This window comes from Flavobacterium panici, assembly GCF_024499525.1.
Lineage (GTDB): Bacteria > Bacteroidota > Bacteroidia > Flavobacteriales > Flavobacteriaceae > Flavobacterium > Flavobacterium panici.
In genome coordinates this window covers 2907366-2934158 of record NZ_CP100437.1, presented here as the reverse complement: position 1 = coordinate 2934158, position 26793 = coordinate 2907366, and the positions used below count along the sequence as shown (strand labels likewise).

Annotated in this window: 32 protein-coding genes; 24 read left to right on the top strand and 8 right to left on the bottom strand. The window is 31.2% G+C overall.

The genetic code is table 11. The annotated features are described in order from the left end of the window. Window positions 1-541: 541 nt before the first annotated feature. The 3 genes from NLJ00_RS12510 to NLJ00_RS12500 form a co-directional block, all read right to left on the bottom strand. Window positions 542-1342: an ABC transporter substrate-binding protein gene (locus NLJ00_RS12510; RefSeq protein ID WP_256637420.1), complete on the bottom strand. Its 801-nt coding sequence runs from the start codon at window positions 1340-1342 to the stop codon at window positions 542-544. A 262-nt stretch (window positions 1343-1604) separates the two neighbouring features. After that, complete coding sequence (pyrF, locus tag NLJ00_RS12505; protein WP_256637419.1) at window positions 1605-2432, bottom strand: orotidine-5'-phosphate decarboxylase; 828 nt, start codon at window positions 2430-2432, stop codon at window positions 1605-1607. Window positions 2433-2541: 109 nt separating this feature from the next. After that, window positions 2542-4725 (bottom strand): DUF5723 family protein, encoded by a 2184-nt coding sequence (locus tag NLJ00_RS12500; protein ID WP_256637418.1) that lies wholly within the window; start codon window positions 4723-4725, stop codon window positions 2542-2544. Between the two features lie 159 nt (window positions 4726-4884). On the opposite strand from NLJ00_RS12500, the gene NLJ00_RS12495 reads away from it, so the two are divergent. The 11 genes from NLJ00_RS12495 (at window position 4885) to NLJ00_RS12445 (ending at window position 11368) form a co-directional block, all read left to right on the top strand. Next, window positions 4885-5358, top strand: a complete 474-nt coding sequence (locus NLJ00_RS12495; protein WP_053474137.1) for a Dps family protein — start codon at window positions 4885-4887, stop codon at window positions 5356-5358. 106 nt (window positions 5359-5464) lie between these two features. Continuing rightward, window positions 5465-5650 carry a CsbD family protein gene (locus NLJ00_RS12490; RefSeq protein ID WP_053474138.1) on the top strand — a complete coding sequence of 62 codons (186 nt, stop codon included), beginning with the start codon at window positions 5465-5467 and terminating at the stop codon, window positions 5648-5650. A gap of 163 nt (window positions 5651-5813) precedes the next feature. Further along, a complete protein-coding gene (locus tag NLJ00_RS12485; protein WP_053474139.1) occupies window positions 5814-6365 on the top strand; it encodes a helix-turn-helix domain-containing protein in 552 nt (183 codons plus the stop codon). 21 nt (window positions 6366-6386) lie between these two features. Next, window positions 6387-6836 carry a response regulator gene (locus NLJ00_RS12480; RefSeq protein WP_053474140.1) on the top strand — a complete coding sequence of 150 codons (450 nt, stop codon included), beginning with the start codon at window positions 6387-6389 and terminating at the stop codon, window positions 6834-6836. A 10-nt stretch (window positions 6837-6846) separates the two neighbouring features. After that, complete coding sequence (locus NLJ00_RS12475; RefSeq protein ID WP_256637417.1) at window positions 6847-8628, top strand: sensor histidine kinase; 1782 nt, start codon at window positions 6847-6849, stop codon at window positions 8626-8628. A gap of 140 nt (window positions 8629-8768) precedes the next feature. Further along, window positions 8769-9338: a DUF4142 domain-containing protein gene (locus tag NLJ00_RS12470; protein WP_256637416.1), complete on the top strand. Its 570-nt coding sequence runs from the start codon at window positions 8769-8771 to the stop codon at window positions 9336-9338. 46 nt (window positions 9339-9384) lie between these two features. Continuing rightward, entirely contained in the window at window positions 9385-10035 is a 651-nt protein-coding gene (locus tag NLJ00_RS12465; RefSeq protein WP_053474143.1) for a porin family protein, read from the top strand. Between the two features lie 32 nt (window positions 10036-10067). Beyond that, complete coding sequence (locus tag NLJ00_RS12460) at window positions 10068-10220, top strand: lmo0937 family membrane protein (RefSeq protein ID WP_108422304.1); 153 nt, start codon at window positions 10068-10070, stop codon at window positions 10218-10220. 47 nt (window positions 10221-10267) lie between these two features. After that, window positions 10268-10552 (top strand): YtxH domain-containing protein, encoded by a 285-nt coding sequence (locus NLJ00_RS12455; RefSeq protein WP_053474144.1) that lies wholly within the window; start codon window positions 10268-10270, stop codon window positions 10550-10552. A 36-nt stretch (window positions 10553-10588) separates the two neighbouring features. Then, window positions 10589-10942: a hypothetical protein gene (locus NLJ00_RS12450; protein ID WP_053474145.1), complete on the top strand. Its 354-nt coding sequence runs from the start codon at window positions 10589-10591 to the stop codon at window positions 10940-10942. Window positions 10943-10978: 36 nt separating this feature from the next. Beyond that, on the top strand, window positions 10979-11368 hold the full coding sequence (locus tag NLJ00_RS12445; protein WP_256637415.1) for a hypothetical protein: 390 nt from the start codon (window positions 10979-10981) through the stop codon (window positions 11366-11368). A gap of 333 nt (window positions 11369-11701) precedes the next feature. Here NLJ00_RS12445 and NLJ00_RS12440 read toward each other — a convergent pair whose 3' ends face one another. Next, window positions 11702-13033, bottom strand: a complete 1332-nt coding sequence (locus NLJ00_RS12440; RefSeq protein WP_256637414.1) for a DUF5723 family protein — start codon at window positions 13031-13033, stop codon at window positions 11702-11704. A 289-nt stretch (window positions 13034-13322) separates the two neighbouring features. Next, window positions 13323-14399 (bottom strand): peptide chain release factor 1, encoded by a 1077-nt coding sequence (prfA, locus tag NLJ00_RS12435; RefSeq protein ID WP_180861522.1) that lies wholly within the window; start codon window positions 14397-14399, stop codon window positions 13323-13325. A gap of 305 nt (window positions 14400-14704) precedes the next feature. Here prfA and NLJ00_RS12430 point away from each other — a divergent pair, with 305 nt between their 5' ends. The 5 genes from NLJ00_RS12430 to NLJ00_RS12410 all read left to right on the top strand — a co-directional run bounded on the left by NLJ00_RS12430 (window position 14705) and on the right by NLJ00_RS12410 (window position 17310). After that, a complete protein-coding gene (locus NLJ00_RS12430) occupies window positions 14705-15148 on the top strand; it encodes a hypothetical protein (protein WP_256637413.1) in 444 nt (147 codons plus the stop codon). A 140-nt stretch (window positions 15149-15288) separates the two neighbouring features. Then, the gene (locus NLJ00_RS12425) at window positions 15289-15720 is read left to right on the top strand and encodes a hypothetical protein (protein ID WP_256637412.1); all 432 of its coding nucleotides are present in this window, start codon (window positions 15289-15291) and stop codon (window positions 15718-15720) included. Window positions 15721-15840: 120 nt separating this feature from the next. Beyond that, window positions 15841-16443 carry a hypothetical protein gene (locus tag NLJ00_RS12420; RefSeq protein WP_256637411.1) on the top strand — a complete coding sequence of 201 codons (603 nt, stop codon included), beginning with the start codon at window positions 15841-15843 and terminating at the stop codon, window positions 16441-16443. A 137-nt stretch (window positions 16444-16580) separates the two neighbouring features. After that, window positions 16581-16805 (top strand): hypothetical protein, encoded by a 225-nt coding sequence (locus tag NLJ00_RS12415; RefSeq protein WP_256637410.1) that lies wholly within the window; start codon window positions 16581-16583, stop codon window positions 16803-16805. A 40-nt stretch (window positions 16806-16845) separates the two neighbouring features. Continuing rightward, window positions 16846-17310 carry a hypothetical protein gene (locus NLJ00_RS12410; RefSeq protein WP_056204182.1) on the top strand — a complete coding sequence of 155 codons (465 nt, stop codon included), beginning with the start codon at window positions 16846-16848 and terminating at the stop codon, window positions 17308-17310. Window positions 17311-18383: 1073 nt separating this feature from the next. On the opposite strand, the gene NLJ00_RS12405 is transcribed toward NLJ00_RS12410, so the two are convergent. Then, window positions 18384-18713, bottom strand: a complete 330-nt coding sequence (locus tag NLJ00_RS12405) for a hypothetical protein (RefSeq protein WP_256637409.1) — start codon at window positions 18711-18713, stop codon at window positions 18384-18386. Between the two features lie 111 nt (window positions 18714-18824). Between NLJ00_RS12405 and NLJ00_RS12400 the strand changes: the two genes are divergently transcribed. The 6 genes from NLJ00_RS12400 to NLJ00_RS12375 all read left to right on the top strand — a co-directional run bounded on the left by NLJ00_RS12400 (window position 18825) and on the right by NLJ00_RS12375 (window position 22980). Beyond that, window positions 18825-19061 carry a helix-turn-helix domain-containing protein gene (locus NLJ00_RS12400; RefSeq protein ID WP_053470943.1) on the top strand — a complete coding sequence of 79 codons (237 nt, stop codon included), beginning with the start codon at window positions 18825-18827 and terminating at the stop codon, window positions 19059-19061. 16 nt (window positions 19062-19077) lie between these two features. Continuing rightward, window positions 19078-19572 carry a hypothetical protein gene (locus NLJ00_RS12395; RefSeq protein ID WP_256637408.1) on the top strand — a complete coding sequence of 165 codons (495 nt, stop codon included), beginning with the start codon at window positions 19078-19080 and terminating at the stop codon, window positions 19570-19572. 57 nt (window positions 19573-19629) lie between these two features. Further along, a complete protein-coding gene (locus tag NLJ00_RS12390; protein ID WP_256637407.1) occupies window positions 19630-20040 on the top strand; it encodes a DUF6157 family protein in 411 nt (136 codons plus the stop codon). 410 nt (window positions 20041-20450) lie between these two features. Continuing rightward, window positions 20451-21752 carry a hypothetical protein gene (locus tag NLJ00_RS12385; protein WP_256637406.1) on the top strand — a complete coding sequence of 434 codons (1302 nt, stop codon included), beginning with the start codon at window positions 20451-20453 and terminating at the stop codon, window positions 21750-21752. Between the two features lie 3 nt (window positions 21753-21755). Further along, entirely contained in the window at window positions 21756-22316 is a 561-nt protein-coding gene (locus NLJ00_RS12380; protein ID WP_256637405.1) for a DUF6705 family protein, read from the top strand. A gap of 82 nt (window positions 22317-22398) precedes the next feature. After that, window positions 22399-22980 carry a hypothetical protein gene (locus tag NLJ00_RS12375; protein WP_256637404.1) on the top strand — a complete coding sequence of 194 codons (582 nt, stop codon included), beginning with the start codon at window positions 22399-22401 and terminating at the stop codon, window positions 22978-22980. Between the two features lie 120 nt (window positions 22981-23100). On the opposite strand, the gene NLJ00_RS12370 is transcribed toward NLJ00_RS12375, so the two are convergent. Then, window positions 23101-23886 (bottom strand): DUF5995 family protein, encoded by a 786-nt coding sequence (locus NLJ00_RS12370; protein WP_256637403.1) that lies wholly within the window; start codon window positions 23884-23886, stop codon window positions 23101-23103. 163 nt (window positions 23887-24049) lie between these two features. After that, the gene (locus NLJ00_RS12365) at window positions 24050-24427 is read right to left on the bottom strand and encodes a GreA/GreB family elongation factor (protein WP_256637402.1); all 378 of its coding nucleotides are present in this window, start codon (window positions 24425-24427) and stop codon (window positions 24050-24052) included. Between the two features lie 584 nt (window positions 24428-25011). Between NLJ00_RS12365 and NLJ00_RS12360 the strand changes: the two genes are divergently transcribed. Together NLJ00_RS12360 and NLJ00_RS12355 are read left to right on the top strand one after the other, a co-directional pair. Continuing rightward, window positions 25012-26157: a M57 family metalloprotease gene (locus tag NLJ00_RS12360; protein WP_165590677.1), complete on the top strand. Its 1146-nt coding sequence runs from the start codon at window positions 25012-25014 to the stop codon at window positions 26155-26157. 112 nt (window positions 26158-26269) lie between these two features. After that, window positions 26270-26698: a hypothetical protein gene (locus NLJ00_RS12355; RefSeq protein WP_256637401.1), complete on the top strand. Its 429-nt coding sequence runs from the start codon at window positions 26270-26272 to the stop codon at window positions 26696-26698. The last annotated feature ends 95 nt before the right edge of the window (window positions 26699-26793 follow it).

Sequence of the window (26793 nt, the reverse complement as noted above, 5' to 3'; positions counted from 1 at the left end):
TCATTAAATTCCAAAAAAAAATTCCAAATTCCAATTTAAGCTAGTTTGCATTTTGGAATTTGGAATTTGAAAAATATTGTAATTTTAAATTTAGACATTAACTTATATTCAACAAAGTAATAACAAGACCTTAACAGCATAATATTGATATATGTCGGATCTTTGTAATGTAATAAACTGGTTATTTATTATTTTGGTTTTGGTTAGTTAAATGATGCCGGCGTCTTGGAGATGCCGGCATTATTTTTTGTGTAAAGTTTGTTTCAGATTGTTTTGCTTTGAGTATAATTTTTAACGCAAAGAACGCTAAGTTTTTTTCGCAAAGTTTCGCAAAGGCTTGTATATTTCTTGAATTAAAGTTTTTTTTAAGTTCTCAAAGCTTTAAAAAAAAAAGAGAAAGGTATACTCTTTGAGAACTTAAAAAAAACTTTATAAAACTGCAGATAATTTCTTTGTGTACTTTGCGAAAAAAACTTAGCGTTCTTTGCGTTAAACCCCACGTTCCAACAACTTGAAACCTGAAACCTGAAACAAAAGAAAACTAATTCTTCAATCTTTCGTGTAGTAATTTAAAATAAGGGAAAGCCTTTAATAACCGGCTGCCGTGCCAGGAGAACATTTCGCCGTCGACGAAAATGTTTTTGGCGTGATGTGTAAACCTTCCTATTTCAAAGGCATCTTCTTCTTTAAAAGGGTACGGTTCTGAGGAAAGAAAAACGATATCAGGATCGCCTTCTAAACGCATTTTTTTAAGTTCGATTTCAGGATAACGTCCTTTATCTGCGTAAATGTTTTTAAAATGATTCAGTTTTAATAACTCATTTATATAAGTATCTTTTCCTGCCACCATATAAGGATTTTTCCAAATAAAATAAGCCGCTTTCTTTTCTGGAATATCCTGAATATATTTTTTGAAATCGCTCAAGGCGAAAGTCATTTTATCATTCCACTTTTGAGACTCAGTTCTACAGTTGAATAATTGTCCGAAATCTGAAATCATCTGGAAATTATCTTCTATAGAAACGATATTCGTAACCCAAACCGGACATATTTCCTTTAATTGTTTTACGATTTCTTCTGTGTTTTCTTCTTTATTACAAATAATAATATCAGGCTGTAATAATTTTATTTTTTCGAAATGGATTTTCTTCGTTCCGCCAACAATCTTCTTTGTAGATTTTAAATGATACGGATGCACACAAAACTTTGTTATCCCGATTATTTTATCTTCTAAACCTAAATCATAAAGCAATTCTGTTTGAGAAGGAACTAGCGAAATAATACGCTTTGGAGCTGTCTCAAAAAAATGTAAAGTGCCAAGCTGGTCTTTAATTTGTTTCATGTTTTTTTTGTTTCAGGTTTCAGGTTGTTGGTGTGTGTATTTTAACGCAAAGTGCGCTAAGTTTTTTTCGCAAAGGTTGCAAAGGTTTGTATTTTCGTTGAAGTAAGGTTTTTTTTAAGTTCTCAAAGCTTAAAGCAAAAAAACTTATACACTTTTGCTTAGAGAACTTAAAAAAACTTTTACAAAATCCAGCTAATTTCTTTGTGCACTTAGCGAAAAAAACTTAGCGCACTTTGCGTTAAAATTATGTTCAAACTAAACTTTAAACCTGAAACTTTAAACGAATAATTTCTGCCATTTCTTTTTGAACTGATAAAGCTTCTTCCCTAGCCTTTTCTGCAAAGTCTGTTCCTTTTGAGGCGTAGATAATCGCTCTTGCCGAGTTTACCAGTAATCCTATTTTATCGTTCATTCCGTATTTGCATACTTCAGATAAACTTCCGCCTTGAGCGCCAATTCCGGGAACTAGTAAAAAGCTGTCCGGAACAATTTTTCTGATATCGGCAAAATATTCGGCTTTTGTAGCGCCAACCACATACATTAAGTTATGGCTGTTTTTCCATGTTTTAGAAGTTTCTAAAACTTGTTTGTATAATTCTGTTCCGTTTGTGTTTAAAGTCTGAAAATCGAAAGCACCTTCGTTTGAAGTTAAGGCTAACATAATGGTATGTTTATTTTCGAAGGCAAGAAAAGGCTCAACAGAATCTTTTCCCATATAAGGTGCAACGGTTACACTGTCAAAATTTAAATCTTCAAAAAAAGCTTTGGCATACATACTCGACGTATTTCCAATATCGCCGCGTTTTGCATCGGCAATCGTAAAAATATCAGGATAATTTTCGTTGATATAATTGATTGTTTTTTGCAGGGACATCCATCCTTTTATTCCATATGCTTCAAAGAAAGCGGTATTTGGTTTGTAGCCAACAGTTAAATCGTGAGTTGCATCGATTATCGCTTTATTAAATTCAAAAATCGGATCTTCTGTTTCTAATAAATGTGATGGAATTTTAGCTAAATCAGGATCTAAGCCTACGCATAAAAATGATTTTTTTTGAAGAATTTGTTCGTGTAGTTGTTGTGTAGTCATATTGTTTTTTTAGTTCTTTTTCAAAGATTTTATTCTTTTTAGAAAGTATGCAAAAATAAAAAAAGCCACTCAATTAAGAATGGCTTTTTGGTTTTATATTCAATAGGGATTATAAATTACCTAAGTAAACAATTTCTGTTCTTCTGTTTTCGGCTCTTCCTAATGCGGTTTTATTTGTTTTAACCGGTTTTGAAGCTCCGTAACCTTTAGAAGTTAAATTAGCAGGATTCACTCCTTTTTCAATTAAAAGATCCATTACGGCTTTTGCTCTTGCTTCAGATAATTTCTGGTTTGCTTTTGCATTCCCTACATTATCTGTATGTCCGTTAATTGCAAATTTAGCATTTGGATAATTCTTCAAAATTTCTTTGATTGCATCAAGTCTTCCAGAAGTTTCTCCCATTTTAGCACCATCCAGAGTTGCTTTTCCAGTATTAAAGAAAATAGATTTCGCTTCCACTTTTAATTGTGCTAAAGTTTCTTTGGTTACTTTAGGACAACCTTTATTATCAGCTGGCCCGGCTACAAGCGGACAATCGTCTTCTTTGTCTAAAACACCGTCTTTATCAGCATCAAGATCTGGACAACCTTTGTTTACTGCTAATCCAGCAACATTTGGACACGCATCATCTTTATCTAAAACGCCGTCTCCATCTGTATCTGGCCATGGACATCCTTTGTTTTCTACCGGACCTGCAATTGCCGGACAGGCATCAACATTATCTAATAAAGTATCTCCATCAGAATCTTTCCACGGACATCCTTTGTTTTCTTTTGGACCTTTTACATCCGGGCAGGCATCGTCTTTATCAAAAACTTTATCGCCATCTGTATCTGGCCACGGGCATCCATTATTTTCTTTAGGGCCTGCTACTTTTTTACAGGCATCTTCTTTATCAATAATTCCGTCTCCGTCTGTATCTTTAAATTGTTTTTCGTAAACCGGAATTTTCATCCCAATATGAAAATCTGCTCCTTTTGATTCTTTTGAAACTAAATTGCTTAAAATAGAACCAGAACCTATAAAGAAAACTCCTGTACGCAAACCTGTACCAACCTGCATACCGCTATATTGCATATACGTTACCGGAACATAAAAACTAAACCATCTGCTTTCGTAACGAGGCGTTAATGTTACTCTGTCTGCAATTCCGTATGAATTTATTTTATTGGCAGAAACCATGCTGATATCTCCGTTAAGGTTCAAATAGAATTTATTGTACATGTTCCAGTCAGCATCAGCGTGAATAGCTGTTGGCAAATTTGTCTTTACTCCTTTTGAAGTTGAAACTTTAGTATAATGATCGTTTAAAAAATCGTATAAATTGTCTGCATCATCAATCATTTGCTGCGTTACAATACCATTTACATTATACGTATCCAGTTTAGAATTTTTGTAGTTGATTGATCCAATATCTGTAACCGATAATCCGAAACGTAATTTGTATTTATTTAAATCACGAAAATTATTATCTGCAGGTTTTGCGTTTCTTAAATCATATTGATCGTAATCTGGTCTCCATTCGTAAACCAATCCAAAATCAAAACCAAATCCGCGTGAGGCAGAATCAAAATCATAATCTTCGTTATTTTCCCAATCCTGGCTTCCTCCTACTGTAATTTCTCCGCTTGATTGTAATACTCCCAATTTCGGATTTGCTGTGTTCTCTACATACCTTACACTTACATCTTTTCCCTGAACATAAGCATTTGCTCCGCCTTGTAAATATTTAGCAGTTAAACCTCCTTTTAAAAAGTGTTGATTGTTTTGATATAAAACGGCCGCATATGAAATTCCTAATTCTCCCCATGCATTTGAAGATCCGTTAGGATTTCCTAAATTGAAATTAAAGTCGCTTGCTTCGTCTAAACCATCTTTTACCTGATCTACTAAATATCCGTTGATTTTCTTGGCATTTGTTATTGATCTTGCTCTTGTAAATACTGCAATTGTGTGTTTTGGAGCAATATTAAACATGAATGACGGTCCCATAACATCTACATTTACTAATGCATTATTGGCATTTTTTGGAAACATTTTAGACTCGCTGTCAAAATCATAACCTTTTTTATAAGTATCAAAAACTTTAACTCCGTACAAATCATTTTGCACAGATCCGCTAACAGAAAATATATTAATGTCTGTTTTAAAACGCGAATCGGCTATAGAAGCCGGATTAAAAAGAACACTTTGTACACCCGCATAATTATCCTGAAAATAACCTAAATAAGATTGTGCTTTTGCTGATACGGAAGTAATTAAAATAAATAAAATGAGTAACTGTTTTTTCATTAATCAGGGGTTTTAGTTTTAGTTGGCGGCAAAACTACAATTTTGAAATCATTAATATGTTATGAAAACATTGAATTCATGTAACATCTTTTGCTAATTATGTAAGATGCGCCAGACTCTTCCTTTTTATTTTTGAATTGAACCCAAAAAACAACAATTATGACTCCACATATCGGAATATCAAGTGCAAACTTAAAAAAGAGCTCTACTATATTAGCTACAATTTTATCAAACGAAATGACGCTTTACGTAAAAACGAGAAAGTTTCACTGGAATATTTCCGGAAATAGTTTTATGGAACTGCATAAGTTGTTTGAAGAGCAATACCGAATTTTAGAAGCGCAGATTGACGAGGTTGCAGAAAGAATCAGTCAGCTTGGCGAAAAAACAATTGGTACAATGAAGGAATTTATCGAAAATTCGACTCTTAAAGAATCTCCAAAAGAATATACTTCGCAAAAACATATGCTGGAAGAACTTTTAGAAAACCACGAACAATTGGTTACAGAATTTAGAGATTATATCCCGGTTTTTGAAAATGAAACAAAAGATGCCGGATCTGCTGATTTTGTTACGGGACTATTACAAGAACACGAAAAAATGGCTTGGGTTTTACGTCGTTATCAGGCGTAAATAAAGGCAAAATGTGAATTATGCAACGATCATCGAAATTCTTGTAACACAATTTTTATTGAGAAACTGCAATTTTACATTGTAATAATAAAAAACAAACACGATCATGAATACTACAGAAATAAAAGGAAATTGGAATGAGTTAAAAGGAAAACTAAAGCAAAAATATGCTGAGTTGACAGATGATGATTTAATTTATGCTGAGGGAAAAGAAGATGAATTGTATGGAAAACTTCAGCAAAAATTAGGTAAAACTAAAGAAGAATTTCATCAAATTCTGTCAGATTTGTAAACCTTCTGGCTCAATCAGGAAATACCGTCTAGTAATTAAATGTATTAGGCGGTATTTTTTTGAAACTTTTAGCGAGTATTATTACTGTTTATCGATTTTTAAAAAACATTAAACGCGGTAACCCCAAATAATTTATTTATCTTTAACCAAATTTTTTACAAAAATGAAGCTATTTATAAAGTTCGACATAAATACCATCTGTTCACTTTATCTAAAACAAAACCTGGAACAACAAAATATTAATTTTACCAGTTTAGGATTTGGCGAGATCGAGATTGACGACAATCTTGATGCTGATGCACTCGAAACTTTAAAAAATAATTTGACCCCGCACGGTTTTGAAGTTGTTGAAAATCAGAAAAGTGTTTTAGTACAGAAAATAAAAGATGCTATAATTGAACTTGTTTTTATGGAAGACAGTAACAATTATAAAAGTTCTGTATTTTTGGCAGAAAAACTAAACCATAGTTATGGTTATTTATCCAATGTTTTTTCAGAAGTTACTTATTCGTCTATCGAAAACTTCATCATTTTACAAAAAATTGAAAGAGCAAAACAATTGATTATTATTAATGAAATGAGTTTGACAGAAATTGCTTTTTTGTTAAATTACTCCAGCGTTGCGCATTTAAGCACGCAGTTTAAAAATACGACTGGAATTACACCATCGGCATTTCAAAGAATAATTAAAAAACGAAGAGAAAATTTAAAATAAAAAACCAAATACCATACTAAAATGCAAAAAAACGCATTAAATATTTTACTGGCGGATGATGACGAAGATGATCGTCTTTTTTTTAAGGATGCTTTTGAAGAAATCAAGATACAAACTAACGTAGAGTTTGTTCATGATGGAATGCAGTTAATGGAGCATTTAATGGACCAAGATAACAAACTGCCGGACATTTTGTTTCTGGATTTAAATATGCCAAAAAAAACTGGTAAAGAGTGTTTGATTGAAATTAAAAAAACAGAACATCTTAAAAATATAATTATTGCAATCTATTCGACTTCATCTTCTGAAGAAGATATAGAAGATACTTTTATTCAGGGTGCCAATATTTATATCAAAAAGCCAAGCGATTTTAATACGCTGAAAAAAATAATTAATGAAGTCGTGACCGTAAACTGGCACTATCATACCTCTGGGTTAAATCGTGATAATTTCTTGCTGCGACTAAAATAAAAGTATACCAATGAAATGGATACCAAATTTTAATTCTTCAAACTCTTTGAGAGTTATTTTTGTAATCGCAGTTTTCATTCTGTTATTTCTTTCTTCTATTGCTTATAAACATAATCAGGACTTGAACGAATCAAGTAAACTGGTTATGCATACCTACGAAATAAACATTCAGTTAGAAAGATTAATGTCGGCAATTAAGGACGCCGAAACCGGACAAAGAGGTTATATTATTACCCGAAATGCCCGTTTTTTAACTCCTTATATTTATTCTCGCGATAAGGTAAACACTTCATTTATTACTTTAAAAAAATTAACTGCTGATAATCCCGTTCAGCAGGCAAATCTTCGAAGGTTATTTAAACTCATTATTCAGCGTTTTGTTTCTTTCGAAAATTGTTTAAAATACAGCGATCCCAAAACATATGATAAACGAAGACTCGACAATCATATGTTTGGGGGACGAATCCTGATGGAAAACATTCGTTTTAAAGTAGACGAAATGAACGACATCGAGAAAACGTATTTAAAAAACAGACTTAAAATCTATGATGACGAAATTTCTTTAAGTCCTCTTTTCTCTATTTCCCTTTTTTTAACGGCTTTATTTTTTATCCTTTTGGCTTTTAGACAAATCAGCAAGGATTTCCAGCGTTTAAAAGTTTTCAATAAAAGACTTTTAATTTCAAACGGATTAATATCGGAGTCAGAAACTATTGGAAAATTCAGTACCTGGCAGTGGGATTTAGATAGTAATAAAATAGATTATTCAGACAATCAATATCGGTTATTGGGTTATGATCCGGGAGCATTTGTACCTGTAAAAGAAACTTTTTTAGATTTTGTACATCCTGATGACAAAGAAAATGTTTCGAATTCTATTGAAGGAATTTTAAAAAACAGACAGCTTCCGTTTGTGTATTATAAAGTACTGCTTCCAAGCCATGAAGTGAGATATTTTAAATCTACAGGAAAATTATTGACGGATCAGCAGGGAAGTAAAATTTTACTGGGAATTAATTTTGATATTACTGATGAGCATTTGCTAAACATCGAATTGCAGGAACGTAATAAAGAATTAGAAAAAAGTAATAAGGAACTTGCTTCATTTAACCACGTGGCGAGTCATGATTTACAGGAACCGCTGCGAAAAATCCAGACTTTTATTTCTAGGGTTTCTGATGCTGATAAAGCAGTAATGTCACAAAGTGCAAGAGATTATATTGAGAAAATTGAAGTTTCGGCAAAAAGAATGCGTGTTTTAATTGATGATTTACTTTTATTTTCAAGAACTAATACGACTAAAAAAGAATTTATAAAAACGAACTTAGAGGAATTACTTGAAAACGCCGAATCTGAACTAACAGAAATTATTGAAGAAAAAAGCGCGGTTATTGTTTCAAATAAACTTCCTAAACTTGCCGTGATTCCGTATCAAATAGAACAGCTTTTTATTAACCTTATTGGAAATTCTTTAAAATACAGCAGACCAAATGTTATACCTTCTATAACTATTGAAAGCTCCAGAGTAAATGCTGAAGATTATCCGAAACTGGATCAAAATATTAAAAAATTCCACAAAATAACTTTTACAGATAACGGAATGGGATTTGATCCTCAGTTTAAAGAAACGATCTTTATTTTGTTTCAGCGTTTACATTCAAAAACAGATTATCCCGGAACCGGAATTGGTTTGGCGATTTGTAAGAAAATCGTAGAGAACCATAAAGGATTTATTATGGCCGAAAGTGAGCCGAATAAAGGTTCTGTTTTTACCATATTTCTTCCTGACTAAGTCGTCAACACCCTAAAACACTACATATTAAACGTTATATAAATTCTTTATGGGAATTATATAACGTTTCTTTTTTATGCTGTAAAGCAAAACGTTGTATTCGTTAGCATCTTTGTAATGTAATACTTTAAGAAGTAATAATGAAAAAAATCCAAGTACTAAAAGCAGCATTTTTTACGGTACTAATTTTATTGATTATGATTTGTGCTTCATCATGCAAAAAAAATAATTCGATAGAAAATACATTAAAAAAAAATGAAGCTTTTACAAAAAACGAGGAGGAAGAAACAATAGCCTTTTTTTTTATTGAAACGGCAAATGTTGGAAAAACAATTATTTCAAAAAGTCAAATTGCACAACAAAAAAGTTCAGACAATTCAATAGTGGTTTTAGGTAAAAATATCGAAAGACATCAAAATCAACTGCTGCAGGAAATAACAGAATTAGCAAATAAAAAGCTCATTATAATTTCTGAAATAAATGCAACACACAGAAGAGATACTTATGAATTAATTACCGCAAATCCTAGGGATTTCAACAGAGTGTATTTAAACTCTATGAAAGAATGCCTGGAACAGCAAATTAAGTTATTAGAAACCGTTTCGAAAGAAACTAACGATAAAATAATTTTAAAATTAGTATTAAAGTATTTGCCTGAACAATTTGATCTCTTGAGGGAAACCGAAAGAATCAGCAACAAAAAAAATTAAAAGAGAATTATTTAAAAGCCCGGATTACTAACTAAATTATTTTATTATGAAAATGCAAACAAATTTTTTATGCGCCTTAACCCTTTTTATCTCAGCTTCATTTGGAATGCTGCACGCTCAGGACAATAATGTAAACACAGAGTTTGGTGTAAAAGGAGGATTCAACATGTCGAATTTAATATCTGATGGTGACAACGAACCTACTGATGAAAATGTTCTATACGGTTTTAATGCCGGTGTATATGCTACATTACCAATTTCAGATTTCGTAGCTATTCAGCCAGAGATTTTATTTACAACAAAGGGTTCTGAATTTGAATACAACAATGCTTTTGCATCAGGAAACGCTAAATTCAAATTAAACTATATCGAAGTTCCTCTTTTAGTAAGAGTTAACATTACTAAAAACTTTAATGTACATGCCGGTGGATATGCATCATATCTGGTAAGCTCTAAAGTTACAGGAAACGGAGATTTTGATTTTGACGAAGATGTAGACACAGACGATTTAAACAAATTTGATGCGGGTATCGCTGCAGGTGTTGGAGTAGATTTTAACCCAATAAGCATCGGATTACGTTACAATTATGGTCTTACAACTGTTGGAAAAGAAAGAACTGTTGCCGGAACAACGTATACGTTCCCAGACGCAAAAAACAGCAATTTAACCTTATACCTTTCATATAAGTTAAATTAAACAATTATTACTAACCCATTAAATAAACAACCATGTCAAATTTATTATATACCGTAGCAGTAATACTTATTATTCTGTGGGCTCTTGGGTTCTTTGTATACAGTTTTGGAAGTATCATCCATATTTTATTAGTAATCGCCATTATTGCCATTTTACTAAGACTTATCAAAGGCCGAGAGATTTAAAATTAATCAACATTAAATAAATATATTAATCTATTAAAATCAATATTATGAAAGCATCTAGCACAATTTTAGGAATCGTAGGAGCTGCAGCAGCAGGAGCATTATTAGGAGTATTATTTGCACCGGACAAAGGTTCAAATACCAGAAAAAAAATCAAAGATAAATCGAAAGATTACGGAGATAATATCAAAACTAAATTTGATGGTATTGTAAGCACAATCACTTCAAACGGTAAAGACATCATCGAGGAAGGAAAAGCAAAATTCAACCAGGTAAAAGATGATTTCAATACAGTTAAAGATGAAGCTAAAACTGTAAAATCAAACTATTAATATAAGTGATTTTTTCAAACCATAAATACCAACATCATGGAACCAAATGCAACAACAAACCAGGACTTTAATCTATATGAAAAAGCTGAAAATTATACAAAAACGAGTTTAGAATTATTAAAACTCAAAACAATAAATTCAGTCGCCGATGGTGTTTCATCATTAGCATCAAAGATAGCGGTAGGTGTTGTTGTTGCATTTTTTACGTTGTTCCTTAATGTTGGTTTAAGTTTATGGATTGGGAAAGAACTTGGGGAATATTATTTTGGCTTTTTTATCATGGCACTTTTCTATTTAATAGTGGCCATTGTACTGCACAAATCGCATCACAGACTGATAAAAACCCCAATTGGTAACTCGATTATTTCGAGTATTTTAAAAGAAAAATAAACTGATTTAAAACAATTAATATTAAAAAAGACTATTATGGAGCCTATTTACACTATTGATGAATTAAATCAGAGAATTAAATTATTAGAAGATCGTCAGGATACAGAATGGTGCGCCATTAAAGACCATATCGAAGATATTAAAGAGAATTTAAAACCTATTAACCTCATTCGAAATACGGTCGAGGAAATCAACGAAACTGTTGGTTTTAAAAGCCACCTGGCACAATCTGCCATAAGCATCGGAATTGGATATCTTGCTAAAAGATTTATTGTAGGCAAAGGCGATTCAGTTTTTAAAGGAATTTTGGGCTCAATCGTACAGCTTGTGGTAACTAATCTGGTTTCAAAACCAAGCGAATCTTCACATGATACTTCTGAAGATGAAGAAGAAGAATCATCACAATACGAACCATCTAGAGAGTAATTGTTAAACTTAAATTTTAAACATTATGGAAAAGTTAAGTCATATAGTATTAAAAAACGGTGTATACATGTACTCTAATCTATATAAATGTTTTGAATACACACGAGTATTTTTTGGTATATAACTCGTTTATACGTTTTTGCTATTACAAACGGTTAAACAGTTAGTACTTTATTATATTTTTAAGGTTCTGAAGTTCTAAGTTGCTAAGATTCTAAGATTTTAGTTTCTAAGTAATATAGTTCTCAACCAAACAAAAAGAGATTGTTTCACAATAGTGAAACAATCTCTTTTTCATTTAAAAAAAGCTTAGAAACTTAGCATCTCAGCAACTTAGTTATAATTTTGATAAATTGGCAGTTTCAAACCAACGTACACATTCGCAGCTTTAGAATTGTCCGAAAACAAATTCGAAATCAAAGATCCTGAACCAATAAATAACGGGCCGGCTCTAAAACCAGTTCCTATTTGCGTTCCGCTGTATTCCATGTAAGTTATTGGAATATAAAAACTGAATTGTCTGGTTTCGTATCTCGGTGTAAATGTAACCGAATTAGCAATGGCAGTTCCGTTGATTTTTTTAGCATCGACTAAGCTAAAATCGCTGCTTAAATTCAAATAAAACTTATTATCGATATTCCAGTCAAAGTTGGTGTGCAATGCCGTTGGTAAATTTGCTTTTACCCCTTTTCTCGATGAGATTTTGGTATAATAAGTATCAAAAAACTTGAAAACATCGTCTGCATTGTCAATGTCATCCTGAGTAACATTTCCGGTTAAATCATAAGTGTTTTCAATAAGATTTTTATAATTAAGTTTGCCAATATCTGTTACAGCTACAGCAGCTTTAAGCTTATATCTGTTTCCTATACAAGTATGGCAATTGGTGCGGTATTCATAAGTAAAACCCAAATCAAGCCCTACACCTGCCGAAGCCAAATCAAACTCAGGATCTTTTCCGTTTTCATAATCATAGCTTGCGGCCGTTTTCAAAGTTCCCGTTGAAGTATAGGAACTCAAAGCCGGATCTGCATCATTTTTATTAAAGCCAACACTCAAATTATTTCCGTTGATATAACCGTTCACTCCTGCCATTAAATATTTGATGGTAATCCCAGCTTTAAGAAAATGTACATCATGATCTAACAAAATTGTTCCGTAACTGGCTCCAATTTCTGCCCACGAATTATTGACACCATTAGGATTTCCTCCTGATATTAAAAAACTGTTTGACGCATCAATATCTTTATTTACCTCATCAACAAGCTGTCCGTTTACATCAACCAGATTGGTAATGCTTCGTACGCGCGTAAAAACGCCAATACTGTGCTGCTCATTAATATTCATCATAAAAGAAGGGCCTAGAATATCAACATTAAAATTCCCCCTGTTATTCGATTTGAATTTCTTTTTTGCATCTGTATCGAGATCGTAACCGCCGTCAAATATTTCGGCAAAATTAACCCCGTACAAATCATTTTGTGCCGTTGCACTTGCCGAAGCAATCGTAACATCGGCTTTGTATTTAGAATCTACAATTGCCGACGGATTAAATAATACTCCCTGAATTCCGGCATAATTATCGTCCCTAAATCCGAAATAGGATTGGCTCCGGGCATAAAAAAAGCTTCCAAAGAAGCAAAATAATAGTAAAGTTCTCTTCATAAATTGGTTATAATTGGTTGATTAGTAACGCAAATATGAAATAAAAAATGACAAAATAAAATTTTTTGGAAGTTTCTAAGGCTCTAAGATGCTAAGGTTCTAAGTTTCTCAGAAAACCTTTATAATTAGAGAAGATAGATTCGTAAAAAAGGGACAAAGATTAAAAGGTGCAGAGGGACAAAGTTTTTAAAAACAAAAAAGCCGAACAAATGTTCGGCTTAATATTTTACGTCAGAAAAAAACCTCTGAACCTTTGTAACTATGTATCTTTGAACCTAAGAAGTTTACGTTAGTAAACTTCTGAAGCTTCTTTCAATTTCTCCATATTGTTTACTAATTGTAACTCGGCAACAATTTTTTGGATATCACCATTCATGATGTTTCCTAGATCGTAAAGCGTTAAACCAACTCTATGATCGGTTACACGACCTTGAGCGTAGTTGTACGTACGAATCTTAGCCGAACGGTCACCAGAACTTACCTGAGAACTACGTTTTGTAGCATCTTCTTCTTGTTTTTTGGCTAATTCCATTTCGTATAAACGAGAACGTAATACAATTAAGGCTTTATCTTTATTTTTATGCTGCGATTTCTGATCCTGACATTGCGCCACTAATCCGGTTGGAATGTGCGTTAAACGTACAGCCGATTTCGTAGTATTTACAGATTGTCCTCCAGGTCCAGACGAACAGAAGAAATCTACACGAACATCGTTCATATCAATTTGAACATCAAACTCTTCTGCTTCCGGTAAAACCATAACAGTTGCTGCCGATGTATGCACACGACCTTGTGTTTCTGTCTGCGGAACACGCTGTACACGGTGAACACCAGCTTCAAACTTTAAAGTTCCGTAAACATCTTCTCCCGAAACCTCAAAAATAACCTCTTTGAAACCTCCAGAAGTTCCTTCGTTCATATCAACAACCGAAGTTCTCCAGCCCATGCCTTCGCAATATTTAGTATACATTCTAAATAAATCCCCTGCAAAAATACTAGCTTCGTCCCCACCCGTTCCGGCGCGAATCTCAACCATTACATTTTTAGCATCTTCAGGATCTTTAGGAATCAACATAAATTTGATTTCCTCCTCTAGCTGCGGCAAGCGCTCTTTTGCTTCGTCAAGTTGCATTTTGGCCATTTCAACCATATCAGCATCGCTTCCGTCAGCAATAATTTCGTTTGCTTCGTCAATATTTGCTAAAACAAGAATGTATTCTTCTCTCTTTTCAACCAGTGCTTTTATGCTTTTATATTCCTGGTTAAGCTGCACATAACGTTTTTGATCAGCAATAACATCCGGCTGAATAATCAAATCCGAAATCTCATCAAAACGCTGCTTTACATATTGAAGTCTATCTAACATTTTCTAATTCCTTTTATTGGACTGCAAAATTACAAAATTTTTGTGGAAAATTCTAGTGTTGATTTTTTGGGAATTTTGAGGGTGGTTTTGGGAGAAATTTTAGTAGAATTATGAGTTTTTTTGGAGCTGTTTCCTGCTATCCGTTACAATCTTTTGTGCCGAACCCCGGCACAAAAGGATTTTCACTTCTATCAGGGCTAAGAAAATTGGTTTTAAAAGAAGATTTACGGGTTTCCGTAAAATGATTGAATTTAAAGAGGTTACTTTTATCAAAAAAAATATCTAAAATTAAAAATTACATCATTATGAAATTACTCTTATACTTCCCGCTTCTTATTTTAATTTTTAGCTGTAATCAAAAAGAGCAAAATGGAACTAATTTAACAATAGAAACTAAAGCTGCAGAAATGACAGAAAAGAAAGAGATAACTTTAAAGAATTTCTCTTATGAAGATATTGCTCGATATACAATGGCTTCTATTATGGGACAACCATCGAAAATAATTAAAGTGAGAAAAAAGGACAAATTATATTTTGTGTCTTACATCAGAAAATCTGATCATCAGAAATTTGATTACAAGATAAAATTTGACGGAAACAAAATTCTTTGGGCAAATTTAGATGGAAGATGGAGAGATTCAAAATACGATGAAAAAATAACTTTTGTTGAAAAAGATAACAAAATTAATATAATTCAAACCTTTGATGATAATTCTCAAGATATTCAAGAATATGGAAAAGGAGACTAAATCAGGTGTTTTTACTTGATGATAAAATTAAATTTTATGCGATATTTGTTTTTAAAATATATTTAGTTTTTAATATCTTCATATTATTGAACACATCAAAAGAGGAAATTATATAGTACAAACTTTAAACAAATGTAATTATGGAAGAACAGTACATTATCCCAGGAAGTATTATTTTGGTTTCATTTTTAACTCTTTTGATATTCCTTGGAATCTGGCTTTTCGGTAAACTATTATATAAACGATATAGCATTGAAGATCTATACCTTCGTGAATTATTAAAAAGTCTTGATTATAGTTTAGCCAATAATAGAAATGATTGGAATAGACTTTTAAATACATTGTCAAATTATTTAGGAGACTTACTTGAAAAACGAAATAATTTTTGGAATAGTTATGGTCAAATGGCGATATGCATATTCATTATCGGTATAATTGCTATTTTACTTTTGACAAAAACTATAACTCCTGAAGCTGGTCTTCCAATTCTATCTGCAGTATCTGGTTTTGCAATTGCTAATAAAAATGGAGCAAACAACAATAAAACAAATGATAATTTCCCTAATGGTTAATTATTACTCTATTTTACCCTAAAATAGGTTTACATTTAATAAAAAATTACAGTAGATATATTTTCAATCCAATAATGAGAATATGATATTTATTCATATTGAAAAGTTCAATTATAAATTATGACTTCTACACAAATTCAATCAATTGGAAATTTCCTAGCGTATTACAAAACTGATTTGAATTATATTAAAAGGTTTCAATATTTTAAATTAAATCCAAATGTTGCTTCGGAATACATAAAAAAAGATATTGGAAGTTTTTATTCTTTTTTAATTGAATTTAGGGTTGTTAGAAATTTCAAAAGTGGAAGTGTGGATAAATTGCTTGAAGAAACATTGGTATGGATTAATTCAAAAAATTCAAATGATGTAGATTTATTTGCTGAAAGATTGGCACAAAGTAATTTAACTCGTGGAAAGGTAACGACATCAATGGCCTCAAAAATTTTATTTCTAAACAATCCGTGGGAAATTATCCCAATGGATAGATTAGCAAGAAAGACGCTAAATCAAAAGGAAAACAATTACTCAATTTACAACAAAAACCTTATTCAATTTCAAGAATATAACGAACATATTTTTGAAAAATGTTTAGATCATATCAGACCATTAATAACATTAATACATAATGATTTTAGTAATTTAGATAAACTGGATATCATTTGTAAAAACAGAATCACAGATAAATTATTATGGACAATGGGTAATAATAAGATTTTTTAATTTTTAAAACATATCACAACGTCGATTATGTTCACTGCTTTCCTAAGTGTTCCTCATAAAAGCTATACAAAGTAGGGAGACTTAAAATGCTTGAAAAGAATACAAAAAAGAAAAAGCAAATAAACTCAAAAAAAATTATGAAAAAAGGAACGCACGGAAAGGATGAGAAAACATTTGAAGAATTGAGTTATTCTGACCAAGCAAAGACTTTAAATGCACAAATTCAAATTATTGAAAAAGGTTTAAATGCACATTTTAGAAAAGGGAATGATCAAAATAAAAATATTGTTTCTTCTAAGGAAAAATATATTAAACAATTAATGAAATTAATTAACAATTTAGATAAACCTTTCTCTAAATAGAATTGAACTTTAAATCTACCTAAATTAAGAAATATAAAGAATGAGATTAGCAATTATTATTGAAGGAACGCAAAATTCAGGAAAAACTTCCACAATTAAAGAATTGATTAAACTATTTGGCTTTAAAAACTTAAAGCAAATGAAGGCTGGATGGCAACAAATATTTTTGAATCCAATTTTTAAAAGTTTGAGAATAGTTTTTTACTGTATACCAGCCTCTCCTTCAGAAACTGATATTCCTTTAAGCAAAAGATTTGAAGAATGGCAACACTTACCGGAAATGTTAATATTAGCAGAGCAAGTCGGTGGTCAACATCATGGAAGCACAATGGCTTTTCTAAATGCAAATCATTATCATATTAAAGTTTTTTCAATAAACAATTCCAATGGTGTTAATCATTGGGAAAGATTTGATAATTTAACTAAAAATGTCAAATTATCAAAAAGAGCATACGACATCACAGATTTTATAAAAAGTTTTCTAAAAACTAATTCGATTGTATAAAATTAGTAATTTAGTATAAAGTCAGAGACTTTGAGAAGTTTTCGTTTTCAAACAAATTATAGTAAAAATGGTGCAAAGCCTGAAACATTTGGAGTAACGAGATTTGCCATCTATTCTATACTTTTAAGACATTATGCAAATATCAAAAAAAAATGAAATCCGATAGCTCGGATTTACAATCCGTGCCCACAACAATAAGACACAACAAAAAACATCAAAAATAAAAGCTACAAAAATCATGTAGCTTTTTTTATTACAAAAGCACAAACTAACCCGATAGCGCGGATTTGCAATCCATGCCCACAACAATAAGACACAACAATAAGACACAACAAAAAACATCAAAAATAAAAGCTACAAAATCATGTAGCTTTTTTTATTACAAAAGCACAAACTAATCTTTGTGGGCACGGATTACAAATCCGCGCTATCGGATTGGCGATTTTGCATGTAGAATTTCTTGTGTGATTCTTCGTTCCTCAGAATGACAAAACTTTGCGTTTATTCACAACAGTAAGACACAATACAAATCAGCAAAAACAAAAAGCTACAAAATCATGTAGCTTTTTTATATTTACAAACAGAACAAACCAATCTTTGCGGGCACGGATTACAAATCCGCGCTAGTGGACATATACAAACCTTTACGAGAAAAAATCACTCCATATTCCCTAAAATTTAATTACAATTCATGCGAAATTCAACAAAAATCCTACTTGCTATTCTCCTTTTTATTATAGGAATCGGAACAAATATTGTTACCTCAGGAATGAACAATACAATAATTTCATTAATAAGCTTTATGACTTATGTTTTAAGTTTCAGTTATATCATTTATATAGCAACAAAAAAAAATAAATAATAACCTTAACCCGATCGCGCAGATATATCTCTACAATTCGTCCAGCCCCGATAGCGCGGATTTGTAATCCGTGCCCACAACAATAAGACACAACAAAAAACATCAAAAATAAAAGCTACAAAATCATGTAGCTTTTTTTATTACAAAAGCACAAACTAATCTTTGTGGGCACGGATTACAAATCCGCGCTATCGGACGGATTATAGAAAATTTATACTGTATCAGTCTGCAAATAAATCTTATGCAAATCATCTAATAACTCCATTTCTTCTTCTGGCAAAAGCTGTAATGCAATTTCAAGTAAAGTCAATACATTAATATCTGTTTCTTTATGAAAAACGGCTAAACTTCGGGCTTCTTTATTCATTAGAACAATACTGGCTTTAAGCAAATCTGAAACTATTAGATTTAATTCGTTATAAGAAGAAACTCTTAACGGTATTGTAAATGAACTGTCTTCTTTATACTCTTGTTTTAGTTTGGTGAAATAATTTCTTTTATTCATTAATTCCGATATTTTATCTTCACTTTGCGTTTTCATATATTATAAGATTTGATTTACAATTTTAAACAAATATATAAAAAATCAGCGACATACAACCGACTGTTTACATTCACTTAAAAACAATCGATTACTTGTAATTTCATTTCTATGAAAAGAGAAAGAAAAAGTGAAATTCCAGAAGTTGTAAAAGAACTGGGAATCAAGATAAAAGATGTAATTCAAGAAAAAAAATTCAAGCAAAGAGAGGTGGCTCATGATGCTGAAATGGATGTAGAAAGTTTAAGAAAATACATTAAAGGTTCTCAAGAAATGAAAATAAGCACTATGTTTAAAATAGCACAAGCTTTAAAAATTCATCCAAGCGAATTAATTAAGGATTTGTAATCTTATATTTATTTATATGAAGAATGTAGTTTACCTCATATTTTTTGTGATTTTTAGCGGCTGTAACAGTAACACTCCAAAGGATTTAACAAAAAAACCTGAACCAACAGAATTAATTGGAGAATGGAAGCTTGATTTAGCAAGTTACAATGCAATGATGCATTATGGTTATAAATGCAATGACGTTAGGTTAACATTAAATGAAGATGGAAGTTTTGAGACCGAAAATTTTCCTAATGTAATTAATAAAGTAACTAAGGAACAATATGCAGACTGTCAATCTATTGATGGAGAATGGAGTATCGAAAAAAGATTTTCTAAAGAGAAATGGGCTGTGCTTTTAAAATTTGATAAATATCAAATTTATGGAGGAAACAACTTAATTCTTTTTGAAGTATTAATGGAAAATAAAAAACTTATTTTAAGGCACTCCTTTTTAGATTACAAAGATTTAAATTCAGAGGAAAGACTGCAATTTTTTAAAATAGAAAATCAAAATTCATCACGCTAGCAGGTTAAAAACATTCCGTAAGAAAAATCTATATTTACAACGCAAATTTATAGGAAGATGAAAATACATACCACCAACTATTTTGATACTTTTATAGAAACAGCAGAAGACAGCAAAGTTTCTCACGGAACAAAACCACCAAGCAAAGACAAAAAAACAATTGCAGAAATGCAATACGAACTAATTAGCAAAAATCCGTATAAATACACCTCAGATGATGTTCTTTTTCAGGTATTTGCAGATCGGAATGATTTAACAAAAAGTGAATACGAAAAAGCCAGAGAAGATTTTTTTTCTAAGGGACAAGCTTGTTTTCGCGCTTCACCTCTCTCAAAAACATATGGTTTTGGAATTCATAATGACCATAATGGAAAAATAGCCATTTTTGGAATGGAAACAGATGAATACCTAAAGTTTTTAAAAGATCCCAAAATCAAAAAAGTAAAAGCCATGAAATCTGCTCGATGATTTCTCGCGCTGGGCGATCATTTTGTTCTAAACGCGATCTAAATACACAAAATAATTTACAAAGTGAGGCTTTTTTACACTTATTCAAGGATTCTAATTAGAATCCTTTTTTATTTTCCAAAAATTAAAAACGTCGTGCTGCCAGTAAACATTACGTTGTCTTATTTGTAATACAAACTTTACATAATTTTTTAAAAATATTTACAAAATATAGTTTTTTTCTTATTTTTTATTATTAAACTTGCAAATGTCTAATTCGCAAAAGTTTTAGATAAGTATTAACTAAATAACCAAAATATGAGAAAAAAAGCTAAGAATGCAGCAAGATTAATTGTCATTTTTATGATTTTGGCCACTTGCACAAAGTGTCAGAAAGATGATGATGTAGGACAGACAAATGATACGCTCTTTTGTCTGCAAAAAGATGGTTTAAAAACTATGAAGCCGAAGGAACTAATTACGAATTATTTCAAAATTTAGACTACGACTGGAATAATGCAGAAATTACAAAATCAGAAGACGGGACAAAAACAATTATAGTTCCCATTAACGAAATCAAAAAAGACCCGACAGAAAATTGGGAGCAAAAACTGTATATTTATAAGCTAGGCGAAAATAATTACCAAGCACTGCTCTTTGAAATTTATCCTGACAGCAAAAATACAGATCCTGAAAGTTCATCGATCGACAGCGGAATTTTTACAGGTTATATAGCCGCCTGGGATTTAAAAAAAGGTTTTGTAAAAGCCGCTTTGTTTGAAAATGGTAAAGTTGCACAAAATGGTAGTATAAAGGTATATTCTAAAAATAAGGCAATAACAGGTAAAGCACCATCGAACCAAGCTAATTGTCCCGCAGGAATAGAATGCGATACAGATGGCAGCGGTGACACAGGAACAGAATTAAAAGAAGTTGTTGTAAACAATAACTATCAAAACCCATCAGGATATGTTATAATATACAATAATGGAGGCGGAGGATATACTGGTGACACTAGTCCCGGTGGGTATACAAATCATGGAACTGGTACCAGTAGTGGAACTGAAAACACACAGGATACGAATAATGCCACGACTAACCCTTGTGATAAAATTAAAACACTAATGGCAAATCCTAATTTTATTGTCAAATTAGAAGAACTAGGTAAAAAAACAAATTTAAAAGTTGAATCAGGTTATTCACAAAGTAAAAACGGTCCTTTTACTCCGCTGATAGTTTTACTAAGTACTGATGGTGCTGACAAAATGAAATTAATTCCTACACCTGATATGGTTGGATATGTGCATACTCACCTTAATGATTACGATTCTGGACTAGTAAACGCAGATGGTGAACCTTTAATTAGAAAACCTCTAAGAATATTTTCACCTGTTGATATTGGAGCTTTTCTGCAATTAGTAAAAAATGCACAAAATAATAATATTCCAATAGACAATGTATATGGTGCAATGGTTTCTAGTGACGGTACTTATCAATTAAGATTTACCGGAGATCCGAATCAAATCAATATAAATTTTGATTGGGATGCAACAAGCATGGAAAAAGATTATATGACTTATCTAGAAAAAGGAAACAAAGAAGTAAATTTTTTAAGGTTTTTAAATGACAAATGTTATATAAAAGGTATTGAGTTATATAAGATTAATAAAGATAAAACAAGTACAAAAAAAACATTGGATACAAAAAAAACAGTAATAAACATAAATTGTTAAAATATGAAAACGATAATAATATTAAGCTTAATGATAGTATCATTATCATGTAAAGCACAACAAATTGTACCGTTAGAAAAGGCAATTGAATATAGAGATTCTGATATTGAAATCCCTGATGGAACTTACCTTAAGGATGTAAATGGTTTGCTTAATAAATACTTAGGAATTTGGAAAGGAACCTATAATAATAAAAATTACGTCTTTATAATAACGAAAACTAAAAAAGATTTTTTAGAAATTTCGAAAGATAAATTATTAGTTCGTTATTTAATAACTACACCAACAGGTTCAATTCTGGAAGATACAAGAAATTTACCTGATACGAATCCTTTAGTGATAGAAGGAGATTACATTAGTAAATCTAAAGGATATTATACATTAAATTATTTCGGTCAAAATTCAAAATGTGGTCAGTCTGGAGTTGTTTTTATCTCTACTGCCAAAGACAACAAACAAATGAAATTATCTTTATCTCCCAATCAGGGTTTTATTAATAACAAATGTTCTAAAATCGCAGACCAAATATTGCCTACTACATCAATGAATCTAACCAAACAGTAGTTTATTACAAAAATTCCTCAAGTTTAAAAACTTGAGGAATTTAAATATGATAAAAAATTCCACGAATTAATAATGCAAGAAAATGAAAAAAATATTTTTACTATTCCTTGTACTACTATGTCAAAATAATTTTTCACAAAATACCGATATAGAACGATTATATAAAATCTCAGTTTGTGGAAGACCTCAAACTATAACATTTATTGAATATAAAAACGGTATTGTAGAAGGCTTTCTGGAAACCACACTTTCAAGAAAGTTGTTTATAAAAGAAAAAGAAATTGTAAAAAAGAAAAGTTTTGATACTGCATTGGTAAAAAAAATAATGACCGATTTAAAAAACGCAGGAATTGAAACTTTAAAAAAATGCGATGACGATGAAGATTGTGCTTCTATAGGATTTCTTGACAGCGCTCATTTATACTTTACAATTCAAATAGATACAGTAAGTAAAGAATTTGGTTTTGATGCAATTTACCCAGCGTCTCAAACTAACGGAAAATTAGAAAAAATTGAATTAAGAAGAAAAGCCCAGTTTTTGGTAACAATTATTGACAAAGAAATAAACTTAGAAAAACAATTTTCAGATTTAATTGATAGTCTTCAAAGCGGGACGTATTGCTATTTTTCCAGAAATTCAATAATATGTATTAAACATCAATAAATCCCAATTCTTAGATAAGCTTTTATAAAAAAACTGCGTAAGTGTTTCTGATCTTGCGTAGTTTTCATTTATATAAATTGAGAATTTCCTGAATTACAAGATGAACTTATTCTTTCAAAATCACGCCACAACACATTCCATATTCTTTTCTTCCATTATCTGCATATCAATTATTTTTTGAGCGATAGTTCCTCTTTCAAATAAGCGAATAAATTTAAAAACGGCACTAACAAAATATCCGGGATTTGAAACTAATCGGGCGATTTCTGTTATTCTTTCATCTCTTAACTTTATACAGGCTTCTATTTCGTTTTCTGGAACGGCCACAAATTCATTGGCAAATTTCCATGCTCCGTTTCTTGCTTCTTCCATACTGAAATCAATAAAGAAATTATCTATTTTTCCTGTATATTTTAGTATCCAAGTAAGCGTTGGCCAAATTTTAATTAAACATTTTTCGACACCGCCAACTAAATTGCTAAGTATAAAGTTTATTTGGTCAAAATCATGTTTTAAATCTGCAATATCTTCTACTGTGCTGACTTGGGCTGAGGCAATTCCTAAATCAAGGTTTACGTGTGCATTGATTCCCAGTAATAAATGCTGCAGAACTATTGGCCAGAATTTTTCGGCTTGTTCAAAGGCAAATCCCCAGCATTCTGATGGTTTTTCTTTGGCCTGATATTGATAGTAAGCTTTCAAATATCGATTAGCAAAAATAACATCCAGTTTTTCCATTCGTTCGCCATTTTGAAAAGAACCTGTAGCGATGCCTTGTTTAACTCTTAGAGTAACTTCACGATACAGAATAGCAAATAAACCTATATTGCTTTGATCAATCTTTGATTTTTCTATTATTTCATCTAAAAACTGAATTACTTCGTCAATAGTATTTGCTTGTTTCATAATCGTTTAATGTTGGTTATTAGTCAAATTGAGAGCAACGAATATAATTATTTTAATCTTTCAATGCTTATTTTTTGAAGTAATTATCTTATTATTTTTAATGCAAAAAAATATCCCAAAAGAAAACTCTTTTGGGATGTTACTAACTTAAATGAAAACAATATTATGCCTCTACTTCTACCTTTAAAATTTCTAATTTTAAATTCCCTTTTTTAGCCGGCCATTCTATAAGATCTCCTACTTTGTAGCCAACCATTGCAATACCTTCATCAGAAAGAACTGAGATTTTGTTTTTACTTACTTTTACTTTTTCGGGACCAACCAGAAGAATTGTTTTTTCTTCATTATTGGTGTGGTCTTTATAAGTTATTTTTCGGTTTATGGAAACAATATCTTCCGGCAGATTTTTTCTCAATACCTGAGATGCATTTTTTAACTGTCCAAGTAACAACTCTTCTTCCTGAGGCGTTACTTTTTTTCGTCTTATGTGATCTTTAATTAAATCGTATGTTCCTGTGGTTAATATAATATTGTGTGACATGACTTTCTTGTTTGCTTCATTTCCATACAGTATGATATACAACTCTTCACTGAATATCATAAGGCTTTCAGTGATATCATATCCTAAAAAAATTGAAGATTAATAAATAAACTATAATATAGAAGTTCCCTGCCTAGAGTTGCGACAGGGCAAAATGAATAAACTCTTTTGAACTTTTTAAGAAAGTATCATCATGCAAATACAATAATGTGCACATCAGGCACATTAAACAGCTGTTTACTAAATATGAATTTGCAGTTATCATTTTATAATTATAATTGTTCTGCAAGATACATTTTATTTCTTACAAAAAACAATAAAAAAACAACACCAAATTACTTTTATAAAAAACATAAATTTCATAAAAAATGCTTTACGGTTTTTCCGTAAAACAATTGTAAATAAATAGGTTATTTTTAACAAATAGATTTATTATACATTTTAGCCTGTTACTATTTTATTTTAAAAAAACCTTAAAAACACAATTAAAACCACTTACATTTTTTATGGTTTAACAGCTAGATTTTATAATAAATACTTCAAAAAATTTCCTAAACAAATTAATTTGAAAAATTATGAAAAAAATGAAAAACCAATTATTTGGTAAATCAATGCTGTTTGCTTTTGCAATTTCAGCCCTGTTTTTATTTCAAAATTGTTCTGATGAAAATCCTGATTCGAACAGTACAGAAAGCGCATTAAAAGATTCCCCTGTTGTTGATAAACTTATTGAAATGGGGTTCGCAAAAGAAAGAATTACAGAATATGAAAATTTCTATTTGGTTGAGGGCGATTTAATGTTTTCTAAAGACATAAAATCTTATTCAAAAAGTATTACTGACAGACATGCACATACCAACAATTTGGTTTCACAAACCAATGTTACTTCTATGACAGTTTATGTAGCCCCATCAATTCCAACTGGCGGAGCCGACGACTGGAGAGCTGCCATTAACAATGCTATTAACGACTTGAATACTATTTCTGGATCTAAAGTTAATTTTGAAATTTCTACAAGTCCTTCATCTGATATAATTATTCAGAGTGACGGGAATCAATTGGCTGACAATGTTATAGCAAGTGCGGGTTTCCCAACAAATAACCAGCCTTATAATCAGGTTATTATAAATCTAGATTTTTTAAGCAATGTTACGGTTACCGAAAGTAGTAAACGCTACAATATTGTACACGAACTGGGTCATTGTATAGGTTTACGACACACAAACTGGGATATTAGAGGTGAAACGGCAGGAACTGTTGGTGCAAACCTGATACCGAATACGCCAAATCAGGATCCAAATTCTGTAATGAACGGCGGAACTGCCAATTACGAATGGAGCGGGTTTTCAACTTACGATTTAATAGCCATCAAATACTTGTACCCAGAGCCTGTAATTTTACCTCAAATAACGGCATCTGGTCCAAGTTATCTGTCATCTGGAATCAGTTTATTTACATGGACATATACAGGAAATTTAGCAAATGCCGATTTAGACAGTATTATTTGGTGGTACTCAAAAGTAAATGGCGCTGGAGCTCCTTATGGCATTGGCTGGGGTGCAACCGGCTATTTTATGGCTGTTGCCGATACTTTTTATTCTGACCCGGGATTACAAACTTCTAATTTTATAATCTATTATACCATACGAGATACAAGCGGCAATCTTTATAGAAGCCCTGACTACAACATTATGAAAAAAGGAAAATTTAAACTAGAAGGTTCACTATAATACAAAAGCGCAAATGTCTCTGACTTTGCGCTTTTTTGTTCTTTGGAATTTGATACTTTGTTGTGTGAATAAATATATTTAATAGATTTATAAACAAATTAAAGCAATCTAAATGAAGCCAAAACCGTTTTACATTTATAGAGCATTCTTTATCATTTTTATTTCAGCCTGCTTTTTGTGGATGATAAGAAAAGATGCATTCAAAGAAAGAGCCACTTATATTGGTTATCGTGACAAAGACTTAGAAAAACAAATAGGCACTTCTTTAGAAGAATATTTAAAAACCAAATCGATGATTACATTGCAGTTTAACGGAAGTGAAAAATACGATAATAGTATTTTGAATCGCTTTCAACTGGAAATTCAAAAAATAAAAAAAGCAGAAAATTCCAATAAAGGCATTCATTTAATATTTAGCAAAAAAACTACTTATGAAAATGTGATTCGTTCTTTTCAGATTTGTAAAATAGAAGATTGCCCAACATATATACCAGATGGATATGACTTTTGGGTTTTTCCATATTATAAAAAGATCAATTAAAAAACTAAATAAATCTTTCTATAATAATAGAAATTAATAAGTCTTCTTGGGTATAATAATGTATACTAAAAAAAACGTGTTAAGTTCTTTATATT

Bases quoted from the DNA above. Each gene is read 5' to 3' on its own strand.
- NLJ00_RS12510 (WP_256637420.1), bottom strand. From the start codon at position 1,342: ATGAAACAAATTAAAGACCAGCTTGGCACTTTACATTTTTTTGAGACA.
- pyrF (WP_256637419.1), bottom strand. From the start codon at position 2,432: ATGACTACACAACAACTACACGAACAAATTCTTCAAAAAAAATCATTT.
- NLJ00_RS12500 (WP_256637418.1), bottom strand. From the start codon at position 4,725: ATGAAAAAACAGTTACTCATTTTATTTATTTTAATTACTTCCGTATCA.
- NLJ00_RS12495 (WP_053474137.1), top strand. From the start codon at position 4,885: ATGACTCCACATATCGGAATATCAAGTGCAAACTTAAAAAAGAGCTCT.
- NLJ00_RS12490 (WP_053474138.1), top strand. From the start codon at position 5,465: ATGAATACTACAGAAATAAAAGGAAATTGGAATGAGTTAAAAGGAAAA.
- NLJ00_RS12485 (WP_053474139.1), top strand. From the start codon at position 5,814: ATGAAGCTATTTATAAAGTTCGACATAAATACCATCTGTTCACTTTAT.
- NLJ00_RS12480 (WP_053474140.1), top strand. From the start codon at position 6,387: ATGCAAAAAAACGCATTAAATATTTTACTGGCGGATGATGACGAAGAT.
- NLJ00_RS12475 (WP_256637417.1), top strand. From the start codon at position 6,847: ATGAAATGGATACCAAATTTTAATTCTTCAAACTCTTTGAGAGTTATT.
- NLJ00_RS12470 (WP_256637416.1), top strand. From the start codon at position 8,769: ATGAAAAAAATCCAAGTACTAAAAGCAGCATTTTTTACGGTACTAATT.
- NLJ00_RS12465 (WP_053474143.1), top strand. From the start codon at position 9,385: ATGAAAATGCAAACAAATTTTTTATGCGCCTTAACCCTTTTTATCTCA.
- NLJ00_RS12460 (WP_108422304.1), top strand. From the start codon at position 10,068: ATGTCAAATTTATTATATACCGTAGCAGTAATACTTATTATTCTGTGG.
- NLJ00_RS12455 (WP_053474144.1), top strand. From the start codon at position 10,268: ATGAAAGCATCTAGCACAATTTTAGGAATCGTAGGAGCTGCAGCAGCA.
- NLJ00_RS12450 (WP_053474145.1), top strand. From the start codon at position 10,589: ATGGAACCAAATGCAACAACAAACCAGGACTTTAATCTATATGAAAAA.
- NLJ00_RS12445 (WP_256637415.1), top strand. From the start codon at position 10,979: ATGGAGCCTATTTACACTATTGATGAATTAAATCAGAGAATTAAATTA.
- NLJ00_RS12440 (WP_256637414.1), bottom strand. From the start codon at position 13,033: ATGAAGAGAACTTTACTATTATTTTGCTTCTTTGGAAGCTTTTTTTAT.
- prfA (WP_180861522.1), bottom strand. From the start codon at position 14,399: ATGTTAGATAGACTTCAATATGTAAAGCAGCGTTTTGATGAGATTTCG.
- NLJ00_RS12430 (WP_256637413.1), top strand. From the start codon at position 14,705: ATGAAATTACTCTTATACTTCCCGCTTCTTATTTTAATTTTTAGCTGT.
- NLJ00_RS12425 (WP_256637412.1), top strand. From the start codon at position 15,289: ATGGAAGAACAGTACATTATCCCAGGAAGTATTATTTTGGTTTCATTT.
- NLJ00_RS12420 (WP_256637411.1), top strand. From the start codon at position 15,841: ATGACTTCTACACAAATTCAATCAATTGGAAATTTCCTAGCGTATTAC.
- NLJ00_RS12415 (WP_256637410.1), top strand. From the start codon at position 16,581: ATGAAAAAAGGAACGCACGGAAAGGATGAGAAAACATTTGAAGAATTG.
- NLJ00_RS12410 (WP_056204182.1), top strand. From the start codon at position 16,846: ATGAGATTAGCAATTATTATTGAAGGAACGCAAAATTCAGGAAAAACT.
- NLJ00_RS12405 (WP_256637409.1), bottom strand. From the start codon at position 18,713: ATGAAAACGCAAAGTGAAGATAAAATATCGGAATTAATGAATAAAAGA.
- NLJ00_RS12400 (WP_053470943.1), top strand. From the start codon at position 18,825: ATGAAAAGAGAAAGAAAAAGTGAAATTCCAGAAGTTGTAAAAGAACTG.
- NLJ00_RS12395 (WP_256637408.1), top strand. From the start codon at position 19,078: ATGAAGAATGTAGTTTACCTCATATTTTTTGTGATTTTTAGCGGCTGT.
- NLJ00_RS12390 (WP_256637407.1), top strand. From the start codon at position 19,630: ATGAAAATACATACCACCAACTATTTTGATACTTTTATAGAAACAGCA.
- NLJ00_RS12380 (WP_256637405.1), top strand. From the start codon at position 21,756: ATGAAAACGATAATAATATTAAGCTTAATGATAGTATCATTATCATGT.
- NLJ00_RS12375 (WP_256637404.1), top strand. From the start codon at position 22,399: ATGAAAAAAATATTTTTACTATTCCTTGTACTACTATGTCAAAATAAT.
- NLJ00_RS12370 (WP_256637403.1), bottom strand. From the start codon at position 23,886: ATGAAACAAGCAAATACTATTGACGAAGTAATTCAGTTTTTAGATGAA.
- NLJ00_RS12365 (WP_256637402.1), bottom strand. From the start codon at position 24,427: ATGTCACACAATATTATATTAACCACAGGAACATACGATTTAATTAAA.
- NLJ00_RS12360 (WP_165590677.1), top strand. From the start codon at position 25,012: ATGAAAAACCAATTATTTGGTAAATCAATGCTGTTTGCTTTTGCAATT.
- NLJ00_RS12355 (WP_256637401.1), top strand. From the start codon at position 26,270: ATGAAGCCAAAACCGTTTTACATTTATAGAGCATTCTTTATCATTTTT.